This is a genomic window from Nocardia sp. NPDC004340 (assembly GCF_053602575.1).
This window is the reverse complement of the sequence record NZ_JBSGDW010000011.1, coordinates 1-15,133: the sequence shown is the minus strand read 5'-3', so window position 1 is coordinate 15,133 and position 15,133 is coordinate 1. Positions and strand designations below refer to the sequence as shown.

12 protein-coding genes and 1 pseudogene are annotated in these 15,133 nt (G+C 66.4%); 11 read left to right on the top strand and 2 right to left on the bottom strand.

All coding sequences use genetic code 11. From position 1 onward, the window contains the following. Positions 1-20 precede the first annotated feature (20 nt). On the top strand, positions 21-848 hold the full coding sequence (locus ACWEOI_RS30755) for a helix-turn-helix transcriptional regulator (RefSeq protein ID WP_357094813.1): 828 nt from the start codon (positions 21-23) through the stop codon (positions 846-848). A 112-nt stretch (positions 849-960) separates the two neighbouring features. After that, entirely contained in the window at positions 961-2,133 is a 1,173-nt protein-coding gene (locus tag ACWEOI_RS30750; RefSeq protein WP_452361838.1) for an FAD-dependent monooxygenase, read from the top strand. A 170-nt stretch (positions 2,134-2,303) separates the two neighbouring features. Here the strand turns inward: ACWEOI_RS30750 and ACWEOI_RS30745 are convergent, their stop codons facing one another. Then, positions 2,304-3,224, bottom strand: a complete 921-nt coding sequence (locus ACWEOI_RS30745; RefSeq protein ID WP_433666873.1) for a helix-turn-helix domain-containing protein — start codon at positions 3,222-3,224, stop codon at positions 2,304-2,306. A 314-nt stretch (positions 3,225-3,538) separates the two neighbouring features. Between ACWEOI_RS30745 and cysD the strand changes: the two genes are divergently transcribed. The 8 genes and pseudogenes from cysD to ACWEOI_RS30705 all read left to right on the top strand — a co-directional run bounded on the left by cysD (position 3,539) and on the right by ACWEOI_RS30705 (position 13,090). Continuing rightward, positions 3,539-4,444, top strand: a complete 906-nt coding sequence (cysD, locus tag ACWEOI_RS30740) for a sulfate adenylyltransferase subunit CysD (protein WP_357094822.1) — start codon at positions 3,539-3,541, stop codon at positions 4,442-4,444. Next, positions 4,444-6,306 carry an adenylyl-sulfate kinase gene (cysC, locus tag ACWEOI_RS30735; RefSeq protein ID WP_452361837.1) on the top strand — a complete coding sequence of 621 codons (1,863 nt, stop codon included), beginning with the start codon at positions 4,444-4,446 and terminating at the stop codon, positions 6,304-6,306. The genes cysD and cysC overlap by 1 nt, the downstream gene beginning before the upstream one ends. Then, entirely contained in the window at positions 6,306-7,502 is a 1,197-nt protein-coding gene (locus ACWEOI_RS30730) for a hypothetical protein (protein WP_433666870.1), read from the top strand. The genes cysC and ACWEOI_RS30730 overlap by 1 nt, the downstream gene beginning before the upstream one ends. Further along, positions 7,499-8,296 (top strand): SDR family oxidoreductase, encoded by a 798-nt coding sequence (locus ACWEOI_RS30725; RefSeq protein ID WP_379273674.1) that lies wholly within the window; start codon positions 7,499-7,501, stop codon positions 8,294-8,296. The genes ACWEOI_RS30730 and ACWEOI_RS30725 overlap by 4 nt, the downstream gene beginning before the upstream one ends. Before the next feature lie 12 nt (positions 8,297-8,308). Further along, positions 8,309-9,448, top strand: a complete 1,140-nt coding sequence (locus ACWEOI_RS30720) for a sulfotransferase (protein WP_433673427.1) — start codon at positions 8,309-8,311, stop codon at positions 9,446-9,448. Between the two features lie 201 nt (positions 9,449-9,649). Continuing rightward, the gene (locus ACWEOI_RS30715; RefSeq protein ID WP_452361836.1) at positions 9,650-10,861 is read left to right on the top strand and encodes a hypothetical protein; all 1,212 of its coding nucleotides are present in this window, start codon (positions 9,650-9,652) and stop codon (positions 10,859-10,861) included. Between the two features lie 529 nt (positions 10,862-11,390). After that, positions 11,391-11,723: pseudogene (locus ACWEOI_RS30710) on the top strand (IS30 family transposase); the annotation flags it as partial. A 530-nt stretch (positions 11,724-12,253) separates the two neighbouring features. Next, positions 12,254-13,090: a hypothetical protein gene (locus tag ACWEOI_RS30705; RefSeq protein ID WP_433666864.1), complete on the top strand. Its 837-nt coding sequence runs from the start codon at positions 12,254-12,256 to the stop codon at positions 13,088-13,090. A gap of 6 nt (positions 13,091-13,096) precedes the next feature. Here the strand turns inward: ACWEOI_RS30705 and ACWEOI_RS30700 are convergent, their stop codons facing one another. Continuing rightward, entirely contained in the window at positions 13,097-13,777 is a 681-nt protein-coding gene (locus ACWEOI_RS30700; RefSeq protein WP_433673426.1) for a GntR family transcriptional regulator, read from the bottom strand. Between the two features lie 556 nt (positions 13,778-14,333). On the opposite strand from ACWEOI_RS30700, the gene ACWEOI_RS30695 reads away from it, so the two are divergent. Further along, positions 14,334-14,492, top strand: coding sequence for a hypothetical protein (locus ACWEOI_RS30695; protein WP_452361835.1), 159 nt, complete (start codon positions 14,334-14,336; stop codon positions 14,490-14,492). Positions 14,493-15,133: the final 641 nt, after the last annotated feature.

The following is a 15,133-nucleotide window of genomic DNA, read 5'->3' as shown; positions in this document are numbered from 1 at the left end:
TATCGGCCCACACTGGAGTAATGGCTGACCGTAGCGAGCTCGCGGCCTTTCTCAAGGCCAGGCGCAACCGGCTGACACCCACCGACGTCGGACTGCCCCTGGGCCTGAACCGCCGCGCGCCCGGCCTGCGGCGTCAGGAGGTGGCGCAGCTGGCCGGGATCTCGGTGGACTACTACATCCGCATGGAGCAGGCGCGCGGGGCGAAACCCTCGCGGCAGGTGCTGGCGGCGATCGGCCGCGCGCTCATGCTGACCGTCGACGAACGCGAATACCTGTTCCGGATCGCGGGGGAGGCGCCGCCGGTGGTGGCGGGGCCGAACAAGACGGTGCCGCAGTCGGTCCGGACCATTCTCGACGCGCTCGCCACCCCGGCCTACGTGGTGGACGCCACCTACGAGGTGCTGGCCTGGAACCGGGCCGCGACCCCGTTCGTCGGCGATCTCGACACCGTGCCCGGTCACGAGCGCAATATGATCCGCTGGATGTTCCGGGAGGCCGTCGACCACCCGCAGTGGGCCGAGGCCGACACCCGCGACTTCGCCCGCGCCCTCATCGCCGACCTGCGCGCGGCCTACGCCCGCTACCCGGGGCATCCGGCGCTCGCCGCGCTGGTCACCGAATTACTGGGCACCTCACCACGTTTCGCCGACATGTGGGGCGCGCACGACGTGGAGGTGCGCCGCACCCACCGCAAACGCATCCGCCATCCGGAACTGGGCCCGCTGGATTTCCAGTGCCAGGTGCTGCACATCTCCGACACCGATCAGCGGGTGATCGTCTACTGCGCGACCCCGCACAGCCGCACAGCGGGAGTCTTCCAGTCCCTGGCCGCGGCGACCGACCGCTGAAAGGTTGCCAACAATCGTTGGCCAACAAGTGTTGACATCGCGCTGACCGAGTCGTACCGTCTAATTCAACAGACGTTGGCCAACAAGTGTTGGCATAAATTCGGGAGTTGTCATGAACGCAGTGCCCGCCACCGCCCAGGTCGTCATCGTGGGTGCCGGTCCCGCCGGCATGACCGCCGGAATCGCGCTCGCCGACGCGGGCGTGGACGTGGTGCTGCTCGATCGGCTCGCCGAAGGGGCCAACACCTCGCGTGCCGTGGTGGTGCACGCTCGCACGCTGGAGGTGCTCGAGGAGTTCGGGGTCACCGAGCGGCTGCTGGAGCAGGGGCTCGTGGTGCCGAACTTCGTCATGCGCGACGGCGACCGGACGCTGGCCCGCGTCTCCTTCGCGGGGCTGCCCACCGAACACCCCTACACCGTCATGCTCGGTCAGGAATCCACCGAGGCGATCCTGCTGGCACGGCTGGAGAAGGCGGGCGTGCAGGTGGTCCGGCACGCCGAGGTCACCGGGCTCACCCAGGACGCGGACGGCGTCACCGTCGACTTCACCGATGCCGACGGCGTCGCGAATTCGGTTCGCGCGGAATGGGTCATCGGCGCGGACGGCATGCACAGCAAGGTGCGGGAGGCGGCAGGGATCGGCTTCACCGGCGCCACCTATCCCGAGTCCTTCGTGCTCGCCGACGTCCGCATGACCTGGCCGGAGCCGCGAGACGAAGTCTGCCTGCAGCTCTCGCCCGAGGGTGTCACCGTCATCGCCCCGCTGCCGGACGCGCGGCCCGACCGCTTCCGCATCGTCGCCACCGTCGCCGAAGCGCCCGAGCACCAGGACCTCGCCTACGTACAGGGCCTGGTCGACGCCCGCCGCCCGGGCGCTCACGCGAAGGTCGAGGAGATCGTCTGGAGCTCACGCTTCCGCGTCCACCACCGCGTCGCCGACCACTACCGCGCGGGCCGCGTCCTGCTGGCGGGCGACGCCGCGCACGTCCACAGCCCCGCGGGCGGTCAGGGCATGAACACCGGCATCCAGGACGCGGTCGTCCTCGGTCGCCTGCTGGCCGCCGTGGTCGCGGGCGCCCCCGCCTCGCTCCTCGACGACTACGAGAAGACCCGTCGCCCGGTGGCTCTCGGCGTCGTCGCCTTCACCGACCGGGTCACCCGCATGGCCACCCTCCGTGCCCGCCCCGCCCGCATGATCCGCAACCTGGTGATCAGCACCCTCGCCCGCATTCCGGCGTTCCGCTACAAGCTGGCCTTCCAGCTCGCCGAACTGGCGAATCGCTGACGTCGCAGTCTGATTCGACGGCCCGCACCGACTCGGTGCGGGCCGTATTGCGAGTGTGCGAGGAGATCCGCGGCCCGCGCGAGTTGTCACAGCGCGGCGACGTAGTCCGCGGCGCGGCGACGCCGCGCACTGCGCTATGACTCGGCTCCGTTGTCGGTGGCCCGCGGGTGTCAGCTGCGGAGGGAGGTGGTGACGGTGTCGGCGGCGGCGATGGTGGCGGCGGCCAGGTCGCCGAGGCCCGCGGCGGAGAGATTGGTGTCGGGGCAGGCGACGATGGAGGCGATGACGGGGCCGTCGGGGGAGAAGATGGGGGCGGCTACGGACACGACGGCGTTCTGGTCGCCCAGTTCGTCGGGTAGGTAGTCGATGGTGATGAGGTCGGCGATCATGGCGCTGAGGCGGTGGCGCAGGGGATCGGTGACGGGCGAATGACGTAGGGCGCCCAGGGCTTCCAGCATCGGGGCGGAGTCGTCGGCCAGGCGTTCGACGGAGTATCCGCGGGTGGCGATGGCGTCGAGGACGGCGGCGAGGCGGTCGCGGTGGGCCGGGTCGGCGGCGGCGAGCCAGGCGGCGCGCTCGGATTCGGGCGCCCAGGCGACGAATTCGCGGCAGACCGGCGGGGCGAACGGCATGCGGCGGGCCGGGCGGATCCAGGGGGCCGAGGGGGTGCCCAGGACTTCGGTGATGACGATCGTGTCCGGGGCGGCGTCCGGCTTGGCGGCGGCGCGGGAGCCGCTCTGGAATTCGCGTTCGGCGAGGAAGACCGGCACGCCGGCGTCGGCGGCGAGGGTGTGCATCGCGCCGAGGGCGAGGCTGCGGACCGGGAAGGCGGTGTCGGCGCGGCGGGCCACGGCGAGCAGGCCCAGGCCGAGGCTGTAGTTGCCCTCGGGGTCGCGGACGGTCCAGGCGTCGGCGCACAGCTGGGTGAGCACGGCGTGCGCGGTGGCACGGGACATGCCGGTGGCGCGCACGATCGCGGCCAGCGACAGGCGCTCGCCGGAATGCCGGGACAGCAGTTCGATCGCCTGCACGACGCGGTGGGTCGGGGGCGACGCGCAGGGTTCGGTCACCGTCGCGGGGGTGGAAGCCACTGGTGCGGTGGTGGATTCAGGCAACTCGATTCCTGCATGTGTCGGTCCCGCGGTGCGGGAGGGGCGCGCGGAAATCGTATCGGTCGGTGTATCGGTCACGCACGGCGGCGTGACCCCGACCGGGCCGGTCCCGGCGGTGGCGCGGCCGATTCCGGTGATGACGGTGCGCGCCAATTCGGGCGTGGGTATTGACCGTCGCCCGGTACCGACTTATCGTCGGTGTCACATTATCGAACAATAGCGTCGAATATTCGACACCGCAAGGGTTGGCAAGAACCCGACCGGTTCGACAGACGCGGCGAATGGGACGAGAGATGCGCACGGGATATGAGCTGTCGCACCTGAACGCCTTGGAGGCGGAATCGGTGCACATCATTCGGGAGGTGGCGGCCACCTTCGAGCGGCCGGTGCTGTTGTTCTCCGGTGGCAAGGACTCGGCGGTCATGCTGGAACTGGCGCGGCGGGCGTTCTGGCCCGCGCCGCTGCCGTTCGCCCTGCTGCACATCGACACCGGGCGCAACTTCGACGAGGTCATCGACTTCCGGGATCGCACGGCGGCGCGACTGGGCGCCCAGCTGCTGGTCGGCAAGGTGCAGGACGATATCGACGCGGGCCGGGTCACCGAGCGCCCGGGCGAGACCCGCAACCGGCTGCAGACCGCCACCCTGCTGCGCAGCATCCGCGAGCACCGCTTCGACGCGGTCTTCGGCGGGGCGCGGCGCGACGAGGAGAAGGCGCGCGCCAAGGAGCGGGTGTTCAGCTTCCGCGACGAGTACGGCGCGTGGGATCCGCGCGCGCAGCGGCCGGAGGTGTGGAACCTCTACAACGGGCGGCATCGGAAGGGCGAGCACATTCGCGTTTTCCCGCTGTCCAACTGGACCGAGCTCGACATCTGGGAGTACATCGACCAGGCCGAGGTGGAGCTGCCGTCGTTGTACTACGCGCACCGCCGCACCGTGGTGGAGCGCGATGGAATGCTGCTGGCGGAGAACCGCTTCCTGGAATTCGGCGCGGACGAGCGGCGATTCGAGGCGACCGTCCGGTTCCGCACCCTCGGCGACGCCGACTGCACGGGCTGCGTGGAATCGGGCGCGTCCAACCCGGTCGAGGTGATCGCCGAGACCGCGACCACCCGCCTGACCGAGCGCGGCGCCACCCGCGCCGACGACCGGATCTCCGAGTCCGGCATGGAAGATCGCAAGCGAGAGGGCTACTTCTGATGCGCCGCAACCTGTTACGGATCGCCACGGCCGGCAGTGTGGACGACGGCAAGTCGACCCTCATCGGGCGGCTGCTGTTCGACTCCAAGAGCCTGTTCAGCGATCAGCTCGACGCCATCGAGCGGGCCAGCCTCTCGCGCGGCGGCGACGGACCCGACCTGTCGCTGGTCACCGACGGCCTGCGCGCCGAGCGCGAGCAGGGCATCACCATCGACGTCGCCTACCGCTACTTCACCACGCCGCGACGCAAGTTCATCATCGCCGACACTCCCGGGCACGTGCAGTACACCCGGAACATGGTGACCGGCGCGTCCACCGCGGACCTGGCGCTGATCCTGGTCGACGCGCGCAAGGGCGTCTCCGAGCAGACCCGCCGCCACGCCTTCCTGTCCTCGCTGCTGGGCGTCGGGCACCTGGTGTTGTGCGTGAACAAGATGGACCTGGTCGACTGGTCCGAGCAGCGGTTCGAGGAGATCCGTTCGGAATTCGCGGATTTCGCCACCAAGCTCGATGTCGGCGACCTCAGCTTCGTGCCGGTGTCGGCGCTGCACGGCGACAATGTGGTGGACGCCTCCGAGCGCACCGCGGGCTGGTATCCGGGGCCGCCGCTGCTGCGGCACCTGGAGGAAGTGCACGTCGCCTCCGACCGCAACCTGATCGACAACCGGTTGCCGGTGCAGTACGTGATCCGGCCGCACGGGGAGAGCCAGCGCAGTTACGCGGGCACCGTCGCGGGCGGCATCTTCAAGCCGGGCGACGAGGTCGTGGTGCTGCCGTCGGGACGCACCAGCCACGTCAACCAGATCTGGGGGCCGGGCGGCGGCAAGGTGGACGAGGCGTTCACCGGCATGGCGGTCTCGCTCACCCTCGACGACGAGATCGACATCGGCCGTGGCGATATGCTCGCCCGGCCCGGCAACCAGCCGCACACCGATCGCGAACTCGACGCCATGGTGTGCTGGTTCTCCGACGACACCGAACTGCGCGCGGGCGCCTCGTACTCGATCCGGACCGCCACCCAGACCTCCAAGGTCGAGGTGACCGACCTGGACTACCGGCTCGACGTGAACACCCTGCACCGGCAGACCGACGCGGAAACGCTGGGGCTCAACGACATCGGGCGCCTCACCCTCGAGAGCCGGCAGGCGCTGCTGTTCGATCCCTACCGTGAGAACCGGGCCACCGGCAGCTTCATCCTCATCGACGAGACCACCAACCAGACGGTGGCCGCGGGCATGATCACCGGACGCTCCACGGGCGCGCCGAAGGTCGGGCACAAGGCCTCGAACGTGGTGTGGCACAGCTCCGCCGTGGAGCGCGGGCAGCGGCTCAGCACCGGCGCGACGGTGTGGCTGACCGGGCTGTCGGGCTCCGGGAAATCCACCATCGCAGTGGAACTGGAGCGTCAGCTCATCGCCTCCGGGCAGCCCGCCTATCTGCTCGACGGCGACAATCTGCGGCACGGGCTGAACAAGAACCTGGGCTTCACCGATGAGGATCGCCGCGAGAACATCCGCCGCGTGTCCGAGGTGGCGGCGCTGTTCGCCGACGCGGGCGTGGTCGCGATCGTCTCGCTGATCAGCCCCTTCCGCGCCGAACGACGCGAGGCGCGAAAACTGCACGACGCCAAGCATCTTCCGTTCCGGGAGATCTTCGTCGACACGCCCCTGGAAGAGTGCGAGCTGCGGGACCCGAAGGGCCTGTACCGGAAGGCCCGCGCCGGGGAACTGCCCGAATTCACCGGTGTCAGCTCACCGTACGAGCGGCCGGAGTTCGCCGACCTCACCATCACCCCCTCGGACGGGACGCCGGCCGAGATCGCCCATCGAATTCGAGAGACACTAGGGATCGCTGACAGCTGATGACAGACAACGACAAGGCCGAACAGCCGCTCACGGAACCGTTCCTGGCGGCCGTCGCGGAGGCCGAGAAGCTCATCGCCGGTGCGGATTTCATCCGCGACCCGCACGACCTGGCCGAGGGATACGACTATCTGCAGGCCGGTATCGCCGCGGTGCTGCAATTGTCCCGGGCGCACGGCACCTCGCACCCGTACCTGGTCACCGCGACCGGGCCCTACACCAAGATGGGCCTGGATAATCCGGACACGCTGTACTACAGCGCCAATATCGAGCCGGGTGCGGAATACCTGCTCACCGGTGTGCGCGGCAGCACCGTCGACCTGAGTTTCCAGGTGCTCAAGGGCGATTACACCGCCTCCGATGTGCCCAACGGCGACGACGCGTTCGACGACCGGCGGCTGGAGATCAACGCGGACGGCAGCTACCAGTTGCGTTTCGGGCCGCCCAAGGAGAACCCGGAGCCGAACTACTTCGTGCTCGCCGAGGGCGCGTCCATGCTGGCCGTGCGCGAGGTGTACGGCGACTGGAACGCGGAGCGCAAGGGCACCATTCGCATCGAGCGGGTGGACACCATCGGCACCGCGCCGGTCGAAGCGGGCGTGGAACAGCTGCGCAAGCGGTACCGGGCGGCCGGGCGCATGCTGCTGACCCGGGTGCACACCTGGTTCAACTTCCCGAAGTGGTTCTATCTGAACCTGCCGGTCAACACGCTGACCGAACCGCGGCTCACGCCGGGCGGGCTGAGCACCCAGTACTCCTCGGTCGGGCACTTCGAGCTCGAGGACGACCAGGCGCTCATCATCACCGTGCCGAAATCCGATGCGCCGTACCAGGGATTCCAGCTGGGCAGCCGCTGGTACATCTCCCTCGACTACGTCAACCACCAGACCTCGCTGAATCACCGGCAGGCGCAGGTGGATCCGGACGGGATGATCCGCATGGTCGTGTCGGCGCGGAATCCGGGCGTCGCCAACTGGATCGAGACCACCGGGCGCAAGCTCGGCATCCTCCAGTTCCGCTGGCAGCGGGTCTCGCGGACGATGACGCCCGAGGACGGGCCGACCATCGAACTGGTGCCGTTCGACAAAGTGGCGGAACGCCTGCCGCACCATGAACTGAATCGAATCGACGAGGCCGGATGGCGTGAGCGGATCGCCGCACGCCAGCGCGCCTTCGCGGAAAGGATGCTGGGATGAGCCGTCTGAAGACCGGTCTGCTGGACGGCAAGGTCGTCGTGGTCAGCGGAATCGGGCCCGGTCTGGGCCGTTCCATCGCGCTCGAGGCGGCGGCCGCCGGAGCCAAGGTCGTGCTGGCCGCGCGCACCGAATCCAAGCTGAAGGAGGTCGCGGACGAGATCGCGGCCGAGGGCGGCGCGGAAACCCTGTGCGTGCCCACCGATATCACCGATGAGGCGACCGTCGAGAACCTCGCCAAGCAGACCCTCGAGACGTTCGGCCGGGTCGACGCGCTGGTGAACAACGCGTTCAAGGTGCCGTCGATGAAGCCGCTGGCGCGCACCGACTTCGAGCAGATCCGCGAGAGCGTGGACCTGACCGTGCTCGGCAATCTGCGCATGACGCAGGCGTTCACGCCCGGGCTGGCCGAGACCAAGGGGTCGATCGTCATGGTCAACTCCATGGTGCTGCGGCACAGCGAGCCCCGCTACGGCAGCTACAAGATCGCCAAAGCGGCGCTGCTGGCCATGTCGCAGACCCTGGCGACCGAGCTGGGGGAGAAGGGTATTCGCGTCAACAGCGTGCTGCCCGGCTACATCTGGACCGACCAGCTGAAGTGGTATTTCGCGGAGATCGCCAAGAAGTACGGCATCACCGAGGAGCAGGTCTACCAGCAGACCGCGTCCAAGTCCGACCTGAAGCGGCTGCCGCTGCCCGACGAGATCGCGCAGACCATCGTCTACCTGATGTCGCCGTTCGCGAACGCCGTCACCGGGCAGACCATCGACGTCAACTGCGGCGAATACCACGTCTGAGCAAGGAGTTTCATCACCATGACCGGACGTACCAACGTCGGCACCGTCGAGGACCTGCACGCCTCGGCCACCAAGGTCTGCGGGCTCACCGACTTCGGGTCCGATGACCACCACGAGGCGCTGGGCGTGCTGCTGGATTCCTACCAGCGCGACGCCGGGCTCACCGAGATCGGCTCCAAGATGAGCCGCTACTTCCTGCGCGGCGCGCTCGTCGCCCGCGCGCTGAGCGAAGCCAGCTGGAAGGCCAACCCCGGGTACACCGAAACCAAGGTCACCCGCCCGATTTTCGTCACCGGCCTGCCCCGCACCGGCACTACCGCCCTGCACCGCCTGCTCGCCGCCGACCCGCAGCACCAGGCCCTGGAAATGTGGCTCGCCGACTTCCCGCAGCCGCGGCCGCCCCGCGACACCTGGGCCGACAACCCTGTCTACCAGGCCGTCGACAAGGGCTTCGCCCAGCACCGGATCGAGAATCCGGAATTCATGGGCGTGCACTACATGACCGCCGCCGAGGTGGAGGAGTGCTGGCAGCTGCTGCGCCAGACGGTGAAATCCATCTCCTACGAATCGCTGGCCTACCTGCCGACGTATTCGGAGTGGCTGCGCAAGCAGGACTGGACCGACGCCTACACCCGGCACAAGCAGAACCTGCAGCTGATCGGGCTCGGTGACGAACGGCGCTGGGTTCTCAAGAACCCCAGCCATTTGTTCGCCCTGGACGCGCTGATGAAGGTGTACCCCGACGCGCTGATCATCCAGACCCACCGCGACCCGGTCACCATCGTCGGCTCCTCGTGCAGTCTGTCCGAGCAGGCGACCGCGGGCTGGTCCACCACCTTCGTGGGCGAGAAGATCGGTTCGTCCCAGCTGGAACTGTGGTCGCGCGGCCTGCGTGAATTCAATACCGCACGCGCCCGGTACAACCCGGATCAGTTCCTGGACATCGAATTCGACGAACTGCGCGCGGACCCGTTCGCCACCGTCGAGAAGATCTACTCGAAGTTCGGGCTGGACTACACCGACTCGGCGCGGTCCTCCATGACCGCCCTCGACGAGGAGAGCAAGTCCGGCGACCGCAAACCGGTCCACAAGTACTCGCTCGCCGACTACGGCCTCACCGAAGACCAGGTCCGAGCCGAATTCGAGCTCTGACCGTTCCTCGGCCGATGGCCGGGCGCATTCCAGCGTCCGGCCATCGGAGTCTGGGGGCGCGGATGCAGCCTGGCAAAGCACTTCCGCGAGACGCGAGGCGGGAGGTCTCGAGGCGTCGACAAATCAGGCGTGCACTGAGTGGACTGTCGGTGGCACACGATAGCCTGCGCTCGGACGATCGGGCCAAGCTTGGGGGATGCAGTGAGCACGCTGCCGGCACACGAAGATGCACTGCGACAACGCATCAGCGAGATCGCGGATTGTATTGCGCCGCACGTCGGTGCGTGGGACTCGCACTACTCTGCACAGCTGCAGGATGAGGTGGACAAGCTCACCTACCGAGTCGCGGACGCTGAGCTAAGGGTGCAGCGATTCGAGCGGGTCATCACGCGCATAGTGCCAGGAATGGTGTTGCTTCTCGCACTGATCTTGCCGCCTGCGCTCGAGGCTTGGTTCCTCGGACATCAGTGGCAGCGGGTGCTGGGGTTGATCGTCGGAGTGCTGACCATCGCGATAGCCGGACTGTGTTACGAGTGGCTGATCTTCTTGTTGACCAGGCTCGATGGTTTCGCGAGGAAGGACTATTTCCGGTCCGGGCTGGAACGCAGTCAACGGGTTGGCGGCAAAGCGGATACAGACATTCCGGCACTACTCCTCCCGTTCGTTGTAGCTACGTGGTGGCCGATCGTCTACCTACTGTCGTTTGGATCGGTCGAACACCCTGGGTGGTGGGCGTTTCACTTGGCGTGGCTGCAAGTAGACGGCGCTTTCGTCGCAGTCGTGCCGGTGACGATGCTGGCGGCCTTGTCGGCCATCGCGTTTCGACGACACTTGGCGTTGGATCCACGCTCGGGCATCTTCTTCCAGGCCACCAAGCTGCTCAGGATGAGAAGGGAACCCGATATCGCCTTCGGCGATGAGATCTCCAGAAAGCTATGGTTGCAGCGACTTGGGTATATCGCCCGCGATATCGAACGAGTAGTCCCAAGCACTGCGAACAGGGCCGACAGGGAGCGAATCCAGCTAGCGGCGCAGTACTTTCGTGAGTTGCGTACCTGGGTGCTTTTCCCTCAGGTGAACACGGAACGCGATATTTTCAACCAGGTGGTCGACCTGCTCGGCATCATCGCCGCCGAGCGCTACCATGATCTGCCGCTGTCCCCGAATCCTATAGAGGCACAGCCGATGAGAGTCACCCAGCGGATTGCCGCCGTCGCAATCGCTATCGCACCGCTGGTGGGCGTTTTTGTGCTCATACAACAAAAGATCACGCTGCTTGACTGGTCCGGCAGCTCATTGCTGATGCCGGCCGTAGTTTGGGCTCTGCTTTGGATCGTCGTGACCGGGCTCGTGGGCAAGGAACGGTTGGATACCCTCAAACAAGTCGTAGAGACCATCAAACCCGGCAAGTGAGCTTCGCCACCAATAGATATGGCAAACCTAGTGCGCGGGCCAACGGGACAGCACCTGGGTAGCGACCGAGGTCGCAGCCTGGCAGGCCTGCCCAAGTTGGATTTGGGTTGGGAGAATCACCTGGGTGTAGAGGAGTTCGCTGCACGGCCGGTCGGGATTCGGAATGGTGTTGGCCAGGCCAGGGGCCCCAGTGCTTCGTCGTCGTAGTGATTACGCATCGGCCGGCCGCTCGTCGGCTGATGTTCCACACGCGGGCTGGAAGTCCAACGATGGTGGAGCGTTGCTCATTAGCAGGGTCGGGTCGTTGAGCGGGACCGAAACCACCGCTCCGGGTGGACTGTCGGACCGTCCGCGGCGTGCCACTGACAGTCCTGTTGGGCAGGCATGGACTTGTCGGTGAGATTGGTCAGATTCACCCCGGTCTCGACCTCCAACACGGAGATCGAGCCCCACACGTCGTAGCGGCGCAGTGAGTCGCACCCGGCTCGTCAGCCCCCATCGGCTTCCGGCGGCCGCGAGATAGGGAAACGTCGCCGAGGCCTTGGCCACGAAAGTCGTGACCCTGCCCGCCGCGCTACGACGAACCCTGACCTGGGACGCAGGCATCGAAATGACCGAACACGCCGCCTTCACCGTCGCCACCGGTGTCCCGGTCTATTTCTGCGATCCGAAGAGTCCATGGCAGCGGGGCAGCAACGAAAACACCAACGGCCTTCTACGCCAATACCTTCCCCGCCACCTCGACCTTCGCACCTACAGCCAAGCCGATCTCGATGCCATCGCCGACGAACTCAACGGCCGTCCTCGACAAACCCTCGGATTCCGCACACCATCAGAAGCACTCAACTATGTGTTGCGATAACCGCCTGAGCCCGCACCGAATTTCGTACGTCTGGTATCGACGTGCGCGGGGTGTCTCGACATGTCTCGACGAAGCTCGGAGGTGTGAATCGATGCCGGTTCGCGCACGCTCGGGTCTGAACGTGAAGGGGCGCAGAAGGGTTCGGATGCTGGTTAATACAGGTTGTGTCGGGGACGGGTGTTACGGTCTGGCCCAGTTGTCGAAGACTGACGGCCTTGTCCATAACGGCATTTCAGTGGCGCGGCGGTTGACTCACAAACATCCGCTCATGCCGCTGATCGCTCGATCCGGCCCCTGTCGAATCCTCCTGGAGCGAGACGATCGGGCCAAAGAGAAAGGGCGAGGCCAACAGCGGGGTGAGGCACTGCGGGGACATGCCTGCGCCCGATTCGGTGAGGCGGGATCGACTGGGGTTCCTCACTCGATACGTTCGGTGCGGAGGTCAGAAGTCGACGGGCCGGCTGGGCCTGACGTGCCCGATCATATTGAAGTGGAACTACATTGATCGGCGGACAGGCAGAATTGGGGTCATGGCTGATCTCGCGCTGACTCCCGAGCGGCGGAGTGAGCTGGCCGCGCTACTCGGTGACGAGCAGGGCTTGCGGGCACGGTACCCGAGGGTCGCGGAGTACCTGGAGACCGCGCCGATGTTGCCTGGCACGGGTGATCAGGATGCCGACGCAGCGTTCGATCTGAAGCTTGTGCACTACATGACGGGCGGCGAGTCGCCGAGCGGGAATCCCTACTGGGACATCGTGGAGTCTTCGGTGTCAGAGCGGGATGGCCGATGGGTTGTGGATGGCGGCAAACCGTCCGGTAGCGCTCGACTCGCGTTCGCTCAAACGATCCTTCAGTCCGCATACGCGTACGCCATCCCGTCCCCACGAACGGTCATGTGGGTCCGGGAGTTCTGCGGAGCAAGTAGTGTCGTCGAACTCGGTGCAGGGCGTGGGTATTGGGCTGCGCAGCTCGAGCGTGCAGGGGTGGAGACAGACGCCTACGACTCGGAACCGCCGGATATCGCCGATAACGTCTCGTTCCCCGACGCCGCTGGTCAGCGTGATGTCTGGCATGGCATCGGCAGTGTGGAACAGTACTTGGATCGGACCGACGGCAAGGCCGATCACACGCTTCTGATGTGCTGGCCGCCCGGATGGGGAAGTCCGATGGCCTCCGAGGCTCTCGCACGGTTTGCCGCGCACGGAGGTCAACGACTGATCTTCGTCGGTGAACCCAAGGGCGGCAAGACCGGTGATGATGCCTTCTTCGATGCACTGGTCGAAGGTTGGGAGCTTAAATCTGCTCCATCCCAATATGTTTCGTGGTGGAACCTGTCCGACGTCGCTCAAGGGTGGGTGCGCCGGTAGTCGCCTTCAGGACTCGTCGTCACCTGTGAGTGCCATGCGGAACACGAACGCGTCGTACCGGTTGAGCGGATAGGACACGTCGGAAATCATGATCACTCGGCCATCAGGGTCGACGAAGCGCTGATGGACCGTCTTGACCAACTCGCCTGCGGGCGTACCAAGCCATGTGGCATGGGCTTGTGTCGGTAGTCGGTCGGCGATCGTCTCCTCCAGGAACGCCGCGGCAGTCGTGCCGTGGATGCCCACGGGTTGGTAGGAATCGGAGATCGAGATCGGTTTGCCGTTCTCGCTGGTACGGGTGGCGACGTGGGTGATCTCAGCGCCATTGGCGAGGCCCAGCGGCTCCGCGATGGTCGCGGGAGCGTGTATGCGCTGTGAGTCGCGTTCGATTCGAACCGCGTGATCAGACTCATGACCGAAGGTTGTTTCGGGACTTTCCATTTGCCGTTCAGGCGAGACCCGGATCAGGTTCGGTCGATCTGCGACGAAGGTCCCGCGACGCTCGATCGTGCGGACCAGGCCTTGGCTTAGCAGGAGCTTGATCGCCCTGCGGATCACAATGTCCGAGACGCCGTTGTCGGCGGCCATCTCGGCGAGGCTGGGCAGCTGAGATCCGGGTGACAGTATCCCCGTTCGGATTCGGTGCGCGTACTCGCCTGCGATGGAGACGTAGGCAGGTTCTCCCACCACGTTTCAGCCCCCTCGATGCTTGGTGCAGTGCAATGGATGATCTTCAGTATACGCAACTGCGTATACCCATTGTGGGTGTTGGCAGTCATGACACATCAAAACCTGTGCGTGCGTGAGCCTTGTGCGTATACGCATCTGCGTATACGCACAAGGCGCGTTCGGGCAGTGCGGGGACGGATTTTGACTACAAGGGGGTGCCGATGGCAGCCGGGGCGATGGCAGAGGCGGCGGTGCTGGGGGTGCTCGCACCCGGCGAGAGGCTGACCGCAGCGCAGATCAGCGAACAGGCTGGGATCACCGGCTGGTCGGCCCGCCGGGCGATCGGGCAACTGGAGTCACGCGGGCTGGTAATGGCCGTCCCGCACGCGTCCCGATGGTCGATCACCCCCAGGGGGCGTGCGGCCTGGACCACGAAGTTCCGGAGGTACGCGCGATGAGCCGCCGAAGGGCGCGGCCCGCAAGGCAATCCGCGCCGCGGCGCGTGGAGCCCGGGGGTCGCTACCTCCAGGGCTCGGACGGGTCGTGGTCGGTGGTAGGCGCGGACGGTTGGCCCGTGCCCATGGACGAATACCCGGCGCATTTGCGCGAACTGGAGACCGACGTGTCGGCCCTGGAGCCGCTGGGCGTGACCGTCATCGAAGTGGAGCCCGTAAGTGTTCGTGAGATTCATTGGAGTCCAACAGATTTGGCGCGAGAGGACCTGGAGAGATGATCACTTGTCTGGCCCACCACGAGACCGCCCTGTTCTGGGGATGGATTATGGCGTTCTTGGTCCCCGGCGGCGCACTGCTCCGGGCCACGCTCTGGCCGGAGCGAATCCCCCCGGAGAACAGTGTGAGTGCGATCAGAGTGCGGATCGAACGGGAGCGACGGGCCACTGCCGCCCACACGAGACGACCGCGGCCGGTGAGGGACGCAACGCCCGCCCGAAGGCCCGGGTCACACCGCATCGCAGCCTGATCACTGCCCGGACGGACGAATGCCCCGCCGGGACCTATCCGGTGGGGCATTCGTGTCGTTCAGGGTAGGCGCTCGGCCGGGGACTTCGGCGATATCCGGCGCTGATGGTGTGCCCTCGGCAGGATTCGAACCTGCGATACCCGCTTCAGGGGGGCCTCCTGAGTCTGTTTTGCCCGGCATGTGAGTGGTTGGCGGCGTTGGCGGGTTGGTCTGACCGGGGCGAATCGTCGTTGGGCTCGTTGGTGAGAGCCGGTGCCGTGTGGCGCTGCTGCGTACGGACTGCGTACGCGCTGTAATACCGAATTCAGTGCAGTGAGCGGTTCATGGTGCCAGAGATGGCCAGGTTGTGAACTTGGCATCTTGAACGCGGTAGGTAATCTGTCGATTTCGCTG

What these genes read in the sequence shown, in the direction of transcription:
- ACWEOI_RS30705 (WP_433666864.1), top strand. Translation starts at nt 12,254, where the DNA reads ATGGCTGATCTCGCGCTGACTCCCGAGCGGCGGAGTGAGCTGGCCGCG.
- cysD (WP_357094822.1), top strand. Translation starts at nt 3,539, where the DNA reads ATGCGCACGGGATATGAGCTGTCGCACCTGAACGCCTTGGAGGCGGAA.
- ACWEOI_RS30730 (WP_433666870.1), top strand. Translation starts at nt 6,306, where the DNA reads ATGACAGACAACGACAAGGCCGAACAGCCGCTCACGGAACCGTTCCTG.
- ACWEOI_RS30755 (WP_357094813.1), top strand. Translation starts at nt 21, where the DNA reads ATGGCTGACCGTAGCGAGCTCGCGGCCTTTCTCAAGGCCAGGCGCAAC.
- cysC (WP_452361837.1), top strand. Translation starts at nt 4,444, where the DNA reads ATGCGCCGCAACCTGTTACGGATCGCCACGGCCGGCAGTGTGGACGAC.
- ACWEOI_RS30750 (WP_452361838.1), top strand. Translation starts at nt 961, where the DNA reads ATGAACGCAGTGCCCGCCACCGCCCAGGTCGTCATCGTGGGTGCCGGT.
- ACWEOI_RS30725 (WP_379273674.1), top strand. Translation starts at nt 7,499, where the DNA reads ATGAGCCGTCTGAAGACCGGTCTGCTGGACGGCAAGGTCGTCGTGGTC.